We start from the raw sequence: 15,354 nt of genomic DNA, 5'->3' as shown, positions 1-15,354 counted from the left end.
TAATTTCCATCCAAATCTGACCCACGTAGGCACTACTCTGCTTGTTTTAAAAGCGGAGGGAAATTAGGAGTGATAGACGTGGCGACATTGAATGTCATCAGACGTTGGGCATTGCGAGATCAGATGTCCATCCGCGAGATCTCAAGGCGTACAGGCCTGGCTCGCAACACAGTGAAGAAGCACCTGCGATCAGAAGAGAGCGAGCCCAAGTATCCAAGGCGGGTCAGCTCAAGCAAGCTCGATCCCTATGCCGAGAAGCTGGCCACATGGCTGGGAATTGAGGCAACAAAATCGCGGAAACAGCGGCGCACTTTGAGGCAGATCCACACAACTCACCCACAGGTGTCATATCCTCGAGACCGGAAACGACAGCTATCGGTTCAAAAACAGCTCTGCAAAGACCCAGCCAAAAAAGGAGAACATCAAGAACTTATCCACATCGTGAGCACGTTCTGCTCACAAAGAGTGTGGGTCAAGATTCGATGGAAAACTCGGGTCAGACTTCAGCGCAATTCAACAGATGGCCACTATGTAGGCACGATAGTTGGCGATCGGTTGGTTTACCGGGCAATAGATAGAGCGGTGCTTGGCGCCCCCTTTGCTGTTGCTCACCGGGCAGGCAGTGCTAAAGCAACCCGTGCAGCTGCTACTATTTCCGGAGATGAACCAAATATTCCTGATTAGCTTGGAACGGTGTACGTTATTACTTCGTACTTATCTCAGGCTTGTGCCTTGTTAGAGCTAACAGGTTGCTAGGTGTTTCGGTATAAAGAACCTGCTTGAGCCGGTCTTGAAAGCGTTGTTCAAAGCCCTCGTTTCCGCCAGTATAAAAGCCGCCTTCGGGCGGCTTTTATCGTCTGGGTGACCGTGAAGCCACGACTTACCTGCGACTGATTACTGCTCTTCGGTTCAAGCAACCAAAGACGCCGCAAGCTCCCCCACCTTCGCCAACACCGCCTCACGTTGCGCAATCGGCCGGCTGGTCCCGGTGAGATAAGCCGCCACTACAAGCGGCGCACGCCCAGGCGGCCAGAGGATGCCGACGTCGTTGGTGGAGCCGTGACCGCCGGTGCCTGTTTTGTCGCCCACACGCCATCCGGCCGGCAGCAGGGCGCGCAGGCGGTTGTCGCCGGTCTTGTTGTCCAGCAGCCATTGCGTGATCTGTTTGCGTGATGCTTCTGACAGCACTGTGCCCAGAGCTATCTTCTGGATGGTGGTCACCATCGCGTCGGGTGTTGTGGTGTCTCGCTTGTCGCCGGTTGTGGCTTCGTTGAGACTGGGCTCATTGCGGTCCAGGCGGGTCATGGTGTCGCCTAGCGAGCGGGTGTAGGCCGTGAGGCCTTGGGGGCCGCCGAAGGTCGCTAGCAGCAGGTTGGCGGCGGCGTTGTCGCTGAGGGTGATGGTGGCTTCGCACAATTGCGCGATGGTGATGCCCTGTGGGCCGACGTACTGCTTGGTGGTGGGCGAGTGGGTGATGATGTCACTGGCCTTGACGATGACTTTGCGGGCCAACTGTTCCTGGCCTGCGTCTACGCGGTGCAGCACCAGGGCGGCGGCCAGCAGCTTGAAGGTGCTGCACATGGGGAAGCGTTCGCCGGCGCGGTGGCCCCAGCGGGCGCCGTTGGCGGTGTCGAGCACGCTGACGCCCAGCCTGCCGCCGCTTTCGCGCTCCAGGGCCTTCAGGCGTGCGCTGACGGCGTTGCTACTGTCGACCCCCAATGATTTCTGGGCATAGGCTGAAAAGCCCGTTCCGGCCACGATGGCCCCGAGTGCGCCGGTAAATTGCCTTCTTTGCATTGATTCTCCTTGGTTGTTTGATGAAATTGCCTGATTCAAGGCCGCAACGATAAGGAAAACCTGTCATGCCTACAAACGGCAATAATCGGTGCCACCCATAAGTAAATCTTGGCCTTAAATCCAAAATGCACCTTCCCCTGAATGCCCTGCGTGCTTTTGAGGTGTCCGCACGGCACCTGAGCTTCACGCGTGCCGCCGATGAGCTGAATGTCACGCAGACCGCGATCAGCCAGCATGTCAAAAATCTCGAAGAGCGCATGGGCGTGCCGCTCTTTCGGCGGCTGCCGCGCGGCCTGGCCTTGACGGATGAAGGCCTTGCCTTGTTGCCGGCCCTGGCGGAGTCTTTTGGCCGCATAGGCAGCCTGCTCGAACAGTTCCGCGACGGCCGCTTTCGTGAGGTGCTGACCGTGGGCGCGGTGGGCACGTTTGCCGTGGGCTGGCTGATTCCGCGTCTGGCGCAGTTTCAGGAGGCGCATCCTTTTGTGGATTTCCGCCTCTTCACCAACAACAACCGTGTTGACCTGGCGGGCGAGGGGCTGGACTACGCCATCCGCTTTGGCGATGGCGCCTGGCATGGCACCGAGGCGGAGCCCTTGTTTGCCGCGCCGCTGTCGCCGGTGTGTGCGCCGGCGATTGCCTCACGCTTGCGCGAGCCGGTGGACCTGGCCGGTGAACTGCTGCTGCGTTCTTACCGCTCCGACGAGTGGGTCAACTGGTTTGCAGCAGCGGGTGTGGATGCTCCCGTCGTCAGGGGCGCGGTGTTCGATTCTTCACTGACCATGGCGGAAGCGGCGGTGCAGGGCGCGGGCGTGGCGCTGCTGCCGGTGAACCTGTTTGCGCGCGAATTGCAGGCCGGCCGGCTGGCCAGGCCCTTTGCGCTCGAGATTGAAAACGGCAGCTACTGGCTGACCCGGCTCAAGTCAAAACGCACAACCCTGGCGATGAATGTGTTTCGCGACTGGATGCTGGCGTCAACGGCGCCCGGCGCGCCGGCTTCCTGATGCATCAGCGCCGCGCACGATAATTGCTGCCAGCCACCTCCTCAGCCCCGTACACCGGAACCCGCCATGCGCCTGCGCCACATCGAAGTCTTCAACGCCGTCATGCTGACCGGCAGCGTGAGCGGGGCGGCCCGGCTGATCAACGTGACCCAGCCCGCCGTCAGCCGCATCTTGCAACATGCCGAATTGCAACTGGGCTTTGCGCTTTTCCAGCGCACCAAGGGGCGGCTCACGCCGACTTCTGAAGCGCTCACGCTGTACCCGCATATCGAGCGGCTGTTTGCCCAGCTCGACGAAGTGCAGCGCCTGGCCGCCAACCTCAAGACGGGGGAAAGCGCCAAGGAGCTGCGCATCCTCACGGTGCTGGCGCTGAGCTATGAAATCCTGCCGCACGCCATCAAGCTGTTTCGCGTCAAGCATGCCGACGTGGCCATCAGCTTGCAGGCGCTGCATTCACCGCAAATCGTCTCGGCGCTGGCCTTGCAGGAGGCCGACGTCGGCTTTCTCTTCAGCCCGGTGGCGCATTCGGCGCTGGCGCAAGAACACCTGGCCGACGGCCGCATGGTGTGCGTCGCGCCCAAGGGCATGCTGCCTGCGCGACTGGTCAAGCGCGGCAATGTGGCGCTGGCAGATCTGACCAAGGTGCCTGTGGTCGGGCTTGATGTGCTCGACCCTGTGGGCCGCAGCCTCAACCAGGCTTGCCGTGAAGCCGGCGTGGGCCTGGAGTTTCACATCACCGTGCAGACCTATCACTCGGCGTTGGCGCTGGCGCACCACGGCCTCGGTGTTGCGGTGATCGATACCTGCACCGCCGCTTCGGCCGACCCGAACCGGGTTGATGTGCTGGAGCTGGAGCCGCTGATCCCCGTGCCCATCAAGGCCTTGCTGCCCGCGGGCAAGCCGGGCTCGGTGGCGGTGAGGTCGTTTGTGCGTTGCTTCCAGCAGGCCCTGACGCAGCGGGCTTGATCAGCGTGAAATCATGCGGCTGATGCGCTGGGCCGAACCAAACGCCAGCGTGAACCCAAGCGCCCCGTGACCGGTGTTGAACAGCAGGTTGTCCGGCCCCTTTGCATGCACACCAATCACCGGCAGGCCGGTGGGCGTGGCCGGGCGCATGCCGGCCCAGGGGCTGAGGCTTTCAAACGCGCTGGACTCGGGGAACACCGCCTGCGTCGATGCCTTGAGCGAGGCGATCTGCGCCGGGTCAACCGCGCTGTCGTAGCCTGAGAGCTCGGCCATGCCGGCCACCCGCATGCGCGAGCCGATGCGGGCGAACACCACTTTGCGTGCGCTGTCGGTCACACTGACTTTGGGTGCTGCGTCGGCTTCGGGCGCTACATCCACCGTGATGCTGTAACCCTTGAGCGGGTAGACCGGCAGGTGCACACCCACGCTGCCAGCCATGCGGGCTGATGCGGCGCCCAGCGCCATCACAAAGCGGTCGGCTTCAATGTGGCCTTGCGGCGTGGCAATCGCGGCGACGGATTTGCCGCGCAGCACCAATTGGTCTACCTGCGTGCCCAGCAAGAAGCGCACGCCGCGCCGGCGCAGCACTTCCATCAGGCCGTCGCAGGTTTTCTGGCAATCGGCGGCGCATTCGCCTGGGGTGTAGATCGCGCCGGCGATGTGGCCGTGGCGGCTTTTCAGCGCGGGCTCGATTTCCACGCAGCGGTCGGCATCAACAGCCTCCTGCGTGCTGCCCAGCTCACGCTGCAGCAGCATCTGGCGGCGCGCGCCGGCAAAGGCGGCTTCGTCGGAATACAGCACCAGCTTGCCGGTGGCAGAGAAATCGTTATCCAGTTTTTCTTCGAGCATCATCGCGTCGAAAGACTGCCGGCTCAGCGCCGCCAGCGACAGCAGCTGGCCCGTGGTGTCGCGCGATGTTTTGCTGTTGCACGCCGCCAGAAAGCGCACGCCCCACAGCCACTGGTGCACGTCCAGGCGCGGGCGCAGCTTCAGGGGTGAAGAGGGTGAGAGCAGCAGCTTGGGCAGCTGCCGCCAGATGCCCGGGTCGGCCAGCGGCTGGACGTAGGAGTAGCTCAGCTGCGCGCCGTTGCCGCCGCTGGCGCCGCTGCCGGGCGTGGCCCGGTCCACCACGGTGACCTCATGGCCTGCGCGATGCAGGCTGTAGGCAGTTGCCAGACCGACGATTCCCGCACCCAGCACACACACATGCATAACAACCCTTTTGTTCCTTGGATGTGAGCGACTTTACGCAGCGCACGCGGGTTTGAACAATGCTGAATTCGCCCATGGCCATGACTTATGGTTATGCCCTTGCGGGTGTCTTACGGCAAAGAGGGCGGCAAAGGAGGGGCAAAGGAGGGGCAGAGAGGGGCAGAGAGGGGCAGAGAGGGGCAAAAAAGGGACGAAGAAAAGCAAAAAAATTTGCAGCAAAGGCCCCTAGGGACAACCCTGCCACCGAGAGCGGGCGCTTGGGTAAACCATGAGTTTTGGTCATAGGTTTGCCGCGAAAATGAATGACACGGCTGGCGCTCCTCTTCCTACACTAGCGATGCCAGCTTCCCCGAACTACCAACCCCTGCCCCCGAAAGGACAAGCATGAAACTCACTACCCTCATGACCGCCGTGCTGCTGACAGCCGGCCTGGCCACCACCGCAGGCGCACAAACCACGCCCACGCTGAAAAAGGTTGCCGACACCAACAAGATCACCGTGTCCTACCGCGAGGCATCGGTTCCGTTCAGCTACCTGATCGGCTCCAAGACCTCGGTGGGTTTCTCGGCGGAACTGACCGAAGCCATCATTGACGACGTGCGCAAGAAGGTGAAAAAGCCGAATCTCGAAGTCGCCTACATGCCCGTGACCTCGCAAAACCGCATCCCCCTGCTGGTCAACGGCACCTATGACCTGGAGTGCGGCTCCACCACCAACAACACCGCACGCGGCAAAGACGTGGCGTTTGCCATCAACCACTTCTACACCGGCACGCGTCTGCTGGTGAAAAAATCGTCCGGCATCAAGAACTACGCCGACCTGGCCAAAAAGACGGTTGCCAGCACCACCGGCACCACCAATGCCCAGGTGATCCGCAAGTACAGCGCCGACAAGAAACTCGACATGCAGCTCATCCTGGGCAAAGACCATGACGACTCGCTGCTGCTGGTGGAAAGCGACCGCGCCGTGGCCTTCGCCATGGACGACATCCTGCTGTTCGGCCTGATGGCCAACTCCAAGAACCCGGCATCGCTGGAAGTCGTGGGCGACTCCCTGCAAGTTGAGCCCTATGCCTGCATGCTGCGCAAGGACGACCCCGAGTTCAAGAAGCTGGTTGACGGCACCATCACCCGCCTGATGAAGTCGGGCGAGTTCGCCAAGATGTACGCCAAGTGGTTTACCTCGCCGATCCCTCCAAAAGGCGTGAACCTGAACCTGCCCATGAGCGAAGAGCTCAAGGCCAACATCAAAGCGCTGAGCGACAAGCCAGCGATGTAAGCACTGTGGCGGGGGCGCCGCGCGCCGCTTCCCGCCGCTTTGCTTTCACCACTGCCGCGCCCGGCCGGGCCGGCGGCTTTTCTTCCCCCCAATATTCCCAGCCCAGGAGCTTTGTGCTCCAGTGGATGGGTGCGCGCGGAGTTTTGTTTTGGAGTTTCAAGCCATGAGCAGCATTGAAAGGCAGGGCCTGCACAGAACCCGCGTCGTCGGCATCCTGGGCGGCATGGGCCCGGCCGCGGGCGCCGACTTTGCCCGCCTGTTTGTCCAGGCCTGTGCGGACCATATGCGCTTGCTGCACATCCCGGTGTCCGACCAAGCCTTTCCCGAGCACTGGCTGGCCCAGGTGCCGGTGCCTGACCGCAGCACCGCGCTGGGTTCACCCGGCCCGGGCGGCCACCAGCCGCTGGACCCGATGCTGCACGCCATGGGCAAGTTGGCGGCGCTGGGCGCGACTACGGTGGCGGTGGCTTGCAACACGGCCCATGCCTGGCATGGCGCGCTGCAAGAGCGCTTCCCCCAGCTCGAGGTGCTGCATGTGGCGCGCGAGGTCGCACAGACCCTGGCCGCACGCGGCGTGCGCGAGGTAGGCCTGCTCGCCACCGAGGGCACCTACCGCGCCGGCCTCTACGACCAGGCGCTGCGCCAGGCCGGGCTCCAATGCCATATCCCCACCGAGGGCGAGCGTGAGCGGGTGATGCAAGGCATTTACGAAGGCGTCAAGGTGGGCAATATGGCCCTGGCGCATGAATGCTTTGCGGGTGTGGCGCGCGCCCTGGCTGAGCGGCACGGCCTTTCGACGCTGGTGCTGGGCTGCACCGAGATTCCACTGGCCCTCAGCGCGGTGCCGGGCATGGATGCGCTGGACCTGGTGGACCCGGCGGCCCTGCTGGCGCGGACCCTGGCGCAACGGGCTTATGCGGCGGCCTGAGCGTCAGGAGCCCGCGAAACCGGATTGACGGATTCACCCGACCAAATCAATCGGCCGAAGCACTCCAGCGGTTGTTCCAGGCCTTGTCCAGCGTGCGGCGGTCGCGTTTGGTGGGACGGCCGTGTTCCTGGCTGCCGGCCGGGTCGCCCGCCAGCCGGCGCTGCTCGGCGGCTTCGGCCCTCAGGCGCTGGCTTTCTTCGGTTTCTTCATACAGCTGCTGCGCGATGGGCGCGGCGCCGCGCTGGTTGCTGATGCCGCGTACCGTCAGCGTGCGCTGCACCGGGCCCTGGCGCAGCACGACGGTGTCGCCGGCTTTGACTTCGCGGGCGGGCTTGGCTTCAACGCCGTTGACCTTGACACGGCCCTTGTCGATTTCTTCCACCGCCAGCGCACGGGTTTTGTAAAAGCGGGCGGCCCACAGCCATTTGTCGATTCGCAATTTGTCCATTGGCGGCTATTTTGACCCAGCGCGCGGCGCCGTGCGTAGGAGGGCGCCGCAAGCCCAGGACGGTTTCAGGTGATCGGCAGGCGAACCGTCGCGTCCAGCCCGGTCACCCGGCCATGCACCACCCGGTTTTCCAGCGAGATGCCGCCATGCATGGCTTCGGTGATCTCGCGGCAAATCGCCAGCCCCAGGCCCGAGCCATGGCGCACATTGCCGGCCGAAAAGGGCTGAAACAGCCGCGCCGCCAGCTCGTCCGGTATGCCCGGCCCGCTGTCGCTGATGGTCATGGCGACAAAACTCTCGTCGCGCACGATGCGCACCGCCAGGCTGCCGCCGGCCGGCGTGTGTTTGATGGCGTTGTGTAGCAGGTTGCGGGTGAGCTCGCCCAGCATCCATTCGTGCGAGGTCACGCGGGCGGGCACGGTTTCAATCTCAAAGTCGATGTCTTTTTCGGCGATCAGCGGCGACAAGTCCAGCGCCACCGAGCGGACCACCTGCGCCAGGTCGATCGCCTGCAGGTCGGCCTGCTGGCGCAGCTGCTCGACCTTGGCCAGCGCCAGCATCTGGTTGGCCAGCACGGTGGCGCGGTCCACCGTCTGGTTGATGTCGCCCAGGGCGTCGCGCGCCTCCATGTCGCCGCGCAGGGCGGACTGCACCTGCACCTTGAGCACGGCCAGCGGCGTGCGCAGCTGGTGGGCCGCGTCGCGTACAAAGCGCTTCTGGTTGTCCAGCAGGTGCTGCAGCCGGCCCATCACCTGGTTGGTCGCCTCGATAAGCGGCAGCAGCTCGCGCGGCGCGTCGGGCGCGGAGATGGGCGTCAGGTCGCCTTCATGGCGCCCCTGCAGTTCGGCGCTGAGGCGGCGCACCGGGCGGGTGGCGCGCTGCACCACCACCACCGCCACCAGAGCAATCACCGCCAGCAAAATCGCCTGGCGCCATAACGTGTCGAAGAGGATCTTGCGCGCCAGCGTCTTGCGCAGCTCCAGGGTCTCGGCCACCTGCACCACCGCCATGGATCGGCCGGTGGCGCTGGCCACGGGTTGCAGCAGTACCGCGACGCGCACGGGTTGCTCCCGAAACACATCGTCATAAAAATCCACCAGCGCCGAATACGGCGGGCGTATGGGAATGGTGCCGCGCCAAAAGGGCAGTTCCCCAAAGCCCGAGATCATTTCGCCGTTAAGGCTGGACACCCGGTAAAACAGCCGGCTCTGGTTGTCGGCTTCAAAGGCTTCCAGCGCGGCATAGGGCACGGTCACGCGCAACTCGGACTGCTCGTCAAAGCCGGTCACGTCGAGTTGCTCGCCAATCGATTTGGCGGAGGCCAGCAGGGTGCGGTCGTAGGCGGTGTTGACCGCGGACAGCGCCTGGCGGTAAAGGCTGGCGGTGTTGACGATGATCAGCACGCCGACCGGCAGCAAGATGCCGGTCAGCAGATAGCGCCGCAGCGAGATCGCCCTGGTACCGGTGGCCGCGATGGTCACGTATCCACTTTCAGCAGGTAACCCAGGCCGCGCAGGGTGACCAGCGTGACGCCGGTATGCGCGAGCTTTTTGCGCAGCCGGTACACGACCACCTCTACCGCTTCGTACTGCACATCGGTTTCACCGGGGAAGACCAGCTCGAACAGCCGTTCTTTCGACACCGCGTGGCCCGGCTTGGCGATGAGGGACTGCAGCAGCGCCAGTTCGCGCGGTGTGAGTTCAAGCACCTGGTCACGGTGGTAGATGGCGCCGCTGTCTTTTTCGTAACGCAGGTTGCCGACGAATTGCGGGCTGGAGCCTGATTCCGTGCCCACACCCGGCCCGGTACCTGCCGAAGGGCGCCGGCGGCTGAGGGCGCGCAGCCTGGCCTCGAGTTCGTCCAGGTCAAAGGGTTTGGGCAGGTAGTCGTCGGCGCCGGTGTTCAGCCCGACGATGCGGTCGCCCACGGTGCCGCGCGCGGTGAGGATGAGCACCGGGGTGGTCAGCCCCTGGCCGCGGGCCTGCTCCAGCACCTGCAGGCCGTCCAGGCCGGGTAGGGTCAAGTCCAGCACCACCACGTCGGGCTGCGCGGCCGTCCATTGCGCCAGGGCCTGGCGCCCGTCGGTGCAGCCAAAAACTTCCATGCCGCGCCGGCCCAGGGCGCGCTGCAGCGCCGCCTGCATCGAGGCATCGTCTTCTATCAGCAGGAGTTTCACGGCGGGCATCATGGGTTGGGTCTGCAACACAGTGTTAACAGAACACAGAACAGGCCCTCGACATTAGCACTTTCCCCAGTCCCGCCGGACAGCCATTTGACAGCCAGGTGGCGCATGATAGGCAGGTTATCAGCCCCGGGCGCGCCTTTGCGCCTATTCCAAGATTCCCAAGATTTCAAAGGAGACATATTCATGCGTCGCGATACCTTTCTCAAATCCATGGCGGCCCTGGCCGCGACCGGTGCCTTGCCCCTGTCGGCTTTTGCCGCCGCCAATGTGAAGATGATGATCCCCGCCAACCCCGGCGGCGGCTGGGACACCACGGGCCGAGCCCTGGGCAAGGCGCTGACCGACTCCAAGGCAGCCGACACAGTGACCTACGACAACAAGGGCGGCGCCGCCGGTGCGCTGGGCCTGGCCCAGTTCGTCAACGGTTCCAAGGGCGACCCCAATGCCCTGATGGTGATGGGCGCCGTGATGCTGGGCGGCCTGATCACCGGCAAGCCGCCGGTCAGCCTCTCGCAGGCCACGCCGATTGCGCGCCTCTCGAGCGAATACAACGTGTTTGTGTTGCCCGCCAACTCGCCCTTCAAGTCCATGAAGGACGTGGTCGAGCAGCTCAAGAAAGACCCCGGCAGCGTGAAATGGGGCGGCGGCTCGCGCGGCTCCACCGAGCACATCGCTGCGGCCATGATTGCGCAAAAGGTCGGCGCCGATCCTTCCAAGATCAACTACGTCGCCTTCCGTGGCGGCGGAGAGGCCACGGCGGCCATCCTGGGCGGCAACGTCACGGTGGGCGGCAGCGGCTACAGCGAGTTCGCCGAATACATCAAGGCCGGCAAGATGAAGGCCATTGCCGTCACCTCCGGCAAGCGCCTGCCCGGCGTGGATGTGCCCACGCTCAAGGAGCAGGGCATTGACGTTGAAATCGGCAACTGGCGCGGCGTGTATGGCGCCCCCGGCATCACCGATGCACAGCGCAAGGCCCTGACCGACATGGTGCTGGCCGCGCTCAAGTCGCCCACCTGGGCCGAAGCCGTGAAGAAGAACGACTGGACGCCCGCTGTTCTGTCGGGCGACGCGTTCGCCAAGTTCGTCGACGACGACTTCGCCTCGCTGCGCGCCACCATGGTCAAGTCCGGCATGGTCTGACCTTCCGGGTCTTTCACGACCTCGAGGTTTTTACGCCTTGGCGTACCCGCGGCACGCCACCCTGATGCAAATTTGCTGACCCGGATTTGACGAAGGGTGGCGTGCCGCCAGACTGCCCCAGGTCTGCTTCACGTCTTACGGGAACTACAACGATGACAACTTCAGATCCCTCGGCCGTCTGGCCACAAACTCTGGTCGGTGGCGGCGTGCTGCTGACCGGCCTGGCGCTGGCCTTTGGCGCCATCGGTATTTCCTCCGAGGCGGGTTATGGCGGCGTGGGCCCCAACTTTCTGCCCTGGGTGGTGTCCATCGGGCTCACGATTTGCGGCCTCCTCATCATCTGGGAAGCGCGTAGCGGCGGTTTTCGCGAGCTGGACCCGCCTTCGGGCGCAACCCAGGCCTACTGGCCGGGTTTTGTGTGGGTGTCGGCGGGGCTGCTGCTCAATGCGGCGCTGATCACCGCCATCGGCTTTATTTTGAGCTGCACGCTGTGCTACCTGCTGGCGGTGCAAGGCCTGCGCCGCGCGGGCGGCCAGACGGCCGTCAATGCGCCTCGCACCTGGGTGACCGACTTTCTGGTGGGCCTGGCGATTTCCGCGCCGGTGTTCTGGATGTTCACGAAATTCCTGGCGATCAACCTGCCAGGCCTGACCAGCACGGGGTGGATCTGATATGGAAATCTTTAATGCCCTGATGGCGGGTTTCGCCACGGCGATCACGCCGGTGAATCTGCTCTGGTGCCTGGTGGGCTGTGCCCTGGGCACGGCCGTGGGTGTGCTGCCCGGCATAGGCCCGGCGGTCGCGGTGGCCATGCTGCTGCCTATTACCGCCAAGGTCGACATCACTGCCTCGATGATTTTTTTCTCGGGTATTTACTACGGCGCCATGTACGGCGGCTCGACGACTTCCATCCTGCTGAACACGCCGGGCGAGACGGCCAGCATGGTCACGGCGATGGAGGGCAACAAGATGGCCAAGAGCGGGCGCGCGGGTGCGGCGCTTGCGACAGCCGCCATCGGCTCGTTTGTGGCGGGCACGATCGCCACCGTCATCGTCACGCTGTTCGCGCCTTTTGTGGCCGAGTTCGCGGTCAAGCTGGGCCCGCCTGAGTATTTCCTGCTGATGCTGCTGGCCTTCACCACGGTGAGCGCTGTGCTGGGCAAAAGCACGCTGCGCGGCATGACGGCGCTGCTGGTCGGCCTGGCCGCCGGCTGCGTGGGCCTGGACCAGATCTCCGGCCAGGGCCGCTACACCGGCGGCGTTCCGGAGCTGCTGGACGGCATTGAAATCGTGCTGGTGGCCGTTGGCCTCTTTGCGGTGGCTGAGGTGCTCTACGCCGTGCTCTATGAGGGTAAGGTGGTGGAAGACCAGAACAAGCTCAGCCGCGTGCACATGACCAAGGCCGACTGGAAGCGCTCAATTCCGGCCTGGCTGCGCGGCACCGCCATCGGCACGCCCTTTGGCTGCATTCCGGCCGGCGGCACCGAGATTCCGACCTTCTTGAGCTACGCGACTGAAAAGAAGCTGGCAAGTCCTGAGGTCAAGTCCGAGTTCGGCACCAAGGGCGCCATTGAAGGCGTGGCCGGCCCCGAGGCAGCCAACAATGCCACGGTGACGGCGGCGCTGATTCCGCTGCTCACGCTGGGCATCCCGACCTCCAACACCACGGCGATTTTGCTGGGCGCGTTCCAGAACTACGGCATCCAGCCCGGGCCGCAGCTTTTCACCACCTCGGCCGCGCTGGTATGGGCGCTGATTGCCTCCCTCTATATCGGCAACGTCATGCTGCTGGTGCTCAACCTGCCTATGGTGGGCCTGTGGGTCAAGCTGCTGAAGATCCCCAAGCCGCAGCTGTACGCGGGCATTCTCATTTTTGCGACAGTGGGCGCCTATGGCATGCGCCAAAGTGCGTTTGACTTATTTCTTTTGTACGCTATTGGATTGCTGGGGGTGCTGATGCGCCGCTTTGATTTCCCGACCGCCCCTGTGGTGGTCGGCATGATCCTGGGCCCATTGGCCGAAGCGCAGCTGCGTAATGCGGTGTCCATAGGCGAGGGCAGTGCGATGGTGTTTTTCCAGCGTCCGATGTCGATCACGCTGGTTGTGATTGTGGTGGCTGTGCTGGTGTTGCCGCGCCTGGCCAAGTACTGGACGGCCAGAAAATCCGCCAGCTGAGCATTCCCTGAGCGGTCCATTAGTTCCAACAATCGAGGAGACAACATGCTGAATATCAAACGACGCACGGCTTTGGGGGGCATTGCAGGGCTGGGGCTGGCCACGCTGGGTGCTGCACCCGCGTGGGCGCAAACGGCCAAGGCGCCGGTAGCGGCAGCGCAGCCCAAGGGCAAGGCCGCCAAACTGGCGCCCAAGCTTCGCATCGTGATTCCGGCCAATGCCGGCGGCGGTTGGGACCAGACCGGCCGCGCCCTGGGCGCGGCGCTGGTGGGCGCCGGTGCGGCGGACGAGATTGAATATGAAAACAAGGGCGGCAAAGGCGGCACCATAGGCCTGTCTTATTACGCTGAAAAATACAGCGCCGACCCCAACACGCTGCTGATGGGCGGCATGGTGATGGTGGGCGCGGTGGCGCTGCAAAAGCCCGCCGTCGACATGAGCCGCATCCGCCCGATTGCGCGCCTGACCAGCGACTACCTGGTGGTCGTGGTGGCCGCCAGCTCGCCGGTGCGCACCATTGCCGACCTGGCAGGGCGCATGCGCGCCAACCCCAAGGATGTGCCGATTGCGGGCGGCTCGGCCGGCGGTGTGGACCACGTGTTTGCCGGTGTGTTTACCCGGGCGGCCGGCAGCAAGCCGGAAGAGCTGGTGTACCAGCCCTTTGCCGGCGGCGCCGAAGTGGTGCAGGCCGTGCTGACCGGCAAGGCTGCAGCCGGCATCTCGGGCTACAGCGAGTTTGCTGATGAACTGGCCAGCGGCAAGCTGCGCGCCATCGGCGTGTCGTCCAAGCGCGCGGTGTTCGGCATCCCTTCCATCCGCGAGCAAGGGGTGGATGTGGATATGGCCAACTGGCGCGGTGTGTTTACCGGCCAGAACGTGAGCGACGCACGCCAGGCTGAAATGCTGGAAGCGGTGAAGGCCGCGGCAGGCCACGAGTCATGGCAAAAAACCCTGAAGCAAAACCACTGGGAGTCTTCGCTGCTCTCAGGCCCGAGTCTGGCGAGCTTTATCGACTTTGACCTGACCACCTCGCGGGTCATGGTGCATTTGCTCAAGCTCAAGGCTTAAGAGCCTGTCTGCGCATTCCCTCTCGAGCGCGGCCGAATTGAGGCCCGCGCTCGCCCCGTGGCATGGAAAATGCTGCGCTGTGTTGGACGAGGCAGGTACTGGATAAAACACCTATCCGGGGCCCGCAAAGTACCACTACCATGGGTTTGGAGGGAAAACATGACGATCCAACGACGCACCGTTCTCGGCGGTTTCGCCGGCTTTGGGGCTGCCACATTCGGCGCCATCTCTGCACCGGCCTGGGCCCAGCCCGCACCCAAAAAGCTCGCCCCCAAGCTGCGCATTGTCATTCCCGCCATGTCACGCACCGCACTCGATGAGGCGGGCCGCGCCCTGGGCGACGCCCTGGTCGGCCAGGGCCTCACCGACGAGATCGAGTACGAAAACAAAGAGGGTGGGGGCGGCACCGCCGGCCTGGCCTGGTATGTGCAGAAGTACAACGCCGACCCCAATGCTTTCTTCATGGGCGACAGCAACCTGCTCGGTTCGCTGGCGCTGCAAAAGCCCGCCGTTGACCTGACCAAGGTCAAACCCGTGGCGCGGCTGATCACCGATTACCCGGTGGTGGTGGTTGCGGCCGCATCGCCCATCAAGACAATCAACGAGCTGGTGGAGCGCCTGCGTGCCAACGCCAAACAAACGCCTATGGCCATAGGCGCCGCCGGCGGTGCGGACCATGTGTTTGCCGGCCTGCTGGGCAAGGCGGCCGGCAGCCGGCCCGAAGACGTGGTCTACCTGCCGTTTGCCCGCAACTTCGAGCTGGTGGATGCGGTGATGGGCGGCAAGGCTGTGGCGGGGGTTTCCGGCTACGGCACCTTCAGCGCGGAACTCGCCAGCGGCAAGCTGCGCGCCATTGGCGTGTCATCCAAAAAAGCCACTTACGGTGTGCGCTCTGTGCGCGAGCAGGGCCTGGACGTGGACATCACCAACTGGCGCGCCGCGTTTACCGGCCAGGGCGTGCCGGCCGCACGGCAGGCCGAGATGGTGGAGGCGGTGAAGGCCTCGCTGGCTTATGAGCTGTGGAAAAAAACGCTCAAGCAGGCCTATTGGGAGCAGTCCTGGCTGTCGGGGCCGGATCTTTCCAATTTCATCGACTTCGACAACAAGACCACGCAACTGGTGGTGCAGTTGCTCAAGCTCAAAGCCTGAACCG

The 15,354-nt window shown here is 63.9% G+C and carries 14 protein-coding genes and 2 pseudogenes; 11 read left to right on the top strand and 5 right to left on the bottom strand.

What is annotated here, in order from left to right; genetic code table 11:
- Positions 1-69: 69 nt before the first annotated feature.
- Both BM408_RS07480 and BM408_RS23045 read left to right on the top strand, forming a co-directional pair.
- A pseudogene (locus tag BM408_RS07480) lies at positions 70-351 on the top strand (IS21 family transposase); the annotation flags it as partial.
- Positions 329-445, top strand: a pseudogene (locus BM408_RS23045) (ATP-binding protein); the annotation flags it as partial. The pseudogenes BM408_RS07480 and BM408_RS23045, both read left to right, overlap by 23 nt.
- 464 nt (positions 446-909) lie before the next feature.
- Here the strand turns inward: BM408_RS23045 and bla are convergent.
- Positions 910-1,797, bottom strand: coding sequence for a class A beta-lactamase (bla, locus tag BM408_RS07475; protein WP_092128453.1), 888 nt, complete (start codon positions 1,795-1,797; stop codon positions 910-912).
- A 125-nt stretch (positions 1,798-1,922) separates the two neighbouring features.
- Here bla and BM408_RS07470 point away from each other — a divergent pair, with 125 nt between their 5' ends.
- Together BM408_RS07470 and BM408_RS07465 are read left to right on the top strand one after the other, a co-directional pair.
- Positions 1,923-2,798 (top strand): LysR family transcriptional regulator, encoded by an 876-nt coding sequence (locus BM408_RS07470; protein ID WP_092128451.1) that lies wholly within the window; start codon positions 1,923-1,925, stop codon positions 2,796-2,798.
- A gap of 66 nt (positions 2,799-2,864) precedes the next feature.
- A complete protein-coding gene (locus BM408_RS07465; RefSeq protein WP_092128449.1) occupies positions 2,865-3,764 on the top strand; it encodes a LysR family transcriptional regulator in 900 nt (299 codons plus the stop codon).
- Here the strand turns inward: BM408_RS07465 and BM408_RS07460 are convergent, their stop codons facing one another.
- Positions 3,765-4,976 (bottom strand): D-amino acid dehydrogenase, encoded by a 1,212-nt coding sequence (locus BM408_RS07460; protein WP_092128447.1) that lies wholly within the window; start codon positions 4,974-4,976, stop codon positions 3,765-3,767.
- Positions 4,977-5,360: 384 nt separating this feature from the next.
- Between BM408_RS07460 and BM408_RS07455 the strand changes: the two genes are divergently transcribed.
- Positions 5,361-6,254 carry a transporter substrate-binding domain-containing protein gene (locus BM408_RS07455; protein ID WP_092128445.1) on the top strand — a complete coding sequence of 298 codons (894 nt, stop codon included), beginning with the start codon at positions 5,361-5,363 and terminating at the stop codon, positions 6,252-6,254.
- Between the two features lie 163 nt (positions 6,255-6,417).
- Positions 6,418-7,182 (top strand): aspartate/glutamate racemase family protein, encoded by a 765-nt coding sequence (locus BM408_RS07450; RefSeq protein WP_175541714.1) that lies wholly within the window; start codon positions 6,418-6,420, stop codon positions 7,180-7,182.
- Between the two features lie 46 nt (positions 7,183-7,228).
- On the opposite strand, the gene BM408_RS07445 is transcribed toward BM408_RS07450, so the two are convergent.
- The 3 genes from BM408_RS07445 to BM408_RS07435 all read right to left on the bottom strand — a co-directional run bounded on the left by BM408_RS07445 (position 7,229) and on the right by BM408_RS07435 (position 9,818).
- Complete coding sequence (locus tag BM408_RS07445) at positions 7,229-7,630, bottom strand: RNA-binding S4 domain-containing protein (RefSeq protein ID WP_092128443.1); 402 nt, start codon at positions 7,628-7,630, stop codon at positions 7,229-7,231.
- A 65-nt stretch (positions 7,631-7,695) separates the two neighbouring features.
- Positions 7,696-9,111: a sensor histidine kinase gene (locus BM408_RS07440; protein WP_092128441.1), complete on the bottom strand. Its 1,416-nt coding sequence runs from the start codon at positions 9,109-9,111 to the stop codon at positions 7,696-7,698.
- On the bottom strand, positions 9,108-9,818 hold the full coding sequence (locus BM408_RS07435; RefSeq protein ID WP_092128439.1) for a response regulator transcription factor: 711 nt from the start codon (positions 9,816-9,818) through the stop codon (positions 9,108-9,110). Before BM408_RS07435 ends, BM408_RS07440 begins: the two co-directional genes overlap by 4 nt.
- 180 nt (positions 9,819-9,998) lie before the next feature.
- Here BM408_RS07435 and BM408_RS07430 point away from each other — a divergent pair, with 180 nt between their 5' ends.
- The 5 genes from BM408_RS07430 to BM408_RS07410 all read left to right on the top strand — a co-directional run bounded on the left by BM408_RS07430 (position 9,999) and on the right by BM408_RS07410 (position 15,350).
- On the top strand, positions 9,999-10,958 hold the full coding sequence (locus BM408_RS07430; protein ID WP_092128437.1) for a Bug family tripartite tricarboxylate transporter substrate binding protein: 960 nt from the start codon (positions 9,999-10,001) through the stop codon (positions 10,956-10,958).
- 152 nt (positions 10,959-11,110) lie between these two features.
- Positions 11,111-11,629, top strand: coding sequence for a tripartite tricarboxylate transporter TctB family protein (locus BM408_RS07425; RefSeq protein ID WP_092128435.1), 519 nt, complete (start codon positions 11,111-11,113; stop codon positions 11,627-11,629).
- Position 11,630: 1 nt separating this feature from the next.
- Complete coding sequence (locus BM408_RS07420) at positions 11,631-13,133, top strand: tripartite tricarboxylate transporter permease (RefSeq protein ID WP_092128433.1); 1,503 nt, start codon at positions 11,631-11,633, stop codon at positions 13,131-13,133.
- A 45-nt stretch (positions 13,134-13,178) separates the two neighbouring features.
- Positions 13,179-14,201 carry a Bug family tripartite tricarboxylate transporter substrate binding protein gene (locus BM408_RS07415; RefSeq protein ID WP_092128431.1) on the top strand — a complete coding sequence of 341 codons (1,023 nt, stop codon included), beginning with the start codon at positions 13,179-13,181 and terminating at the stop codon, positions 14,199-14,201.
- A 159-nt stretch (positions 14,202-14,360) separates the two neighbouring features.
- Complete coding sequence (locus BM408_RS07410; RefSeq protein ID WP_092128428.1) at positions 14,361-15,350, top strand: Bug family tripartite tricarboxylate transporter substrate binding protein; 990 nt, start codon at positions 14,361-14,363, stop codon at positions 15,348-15,350.
- Positions 15,351-15,354: the final 4 nt, after the last annotated feature.

The organism is Polaromonas sp. YR568, from assembly GCF_900116715.1.
Classification (GTDB): domain Bacteria; phylum Pseudomonadota; class Gammaproteobacteria; order Burkholderiales; family Burkholderiaceae_C; genus Polaromonas.
The sequence above is the reverse complement of the archived record's forward strand: the minus strand, read 5'-3'. Positions and strand labels throughout refer to the sequence as shown.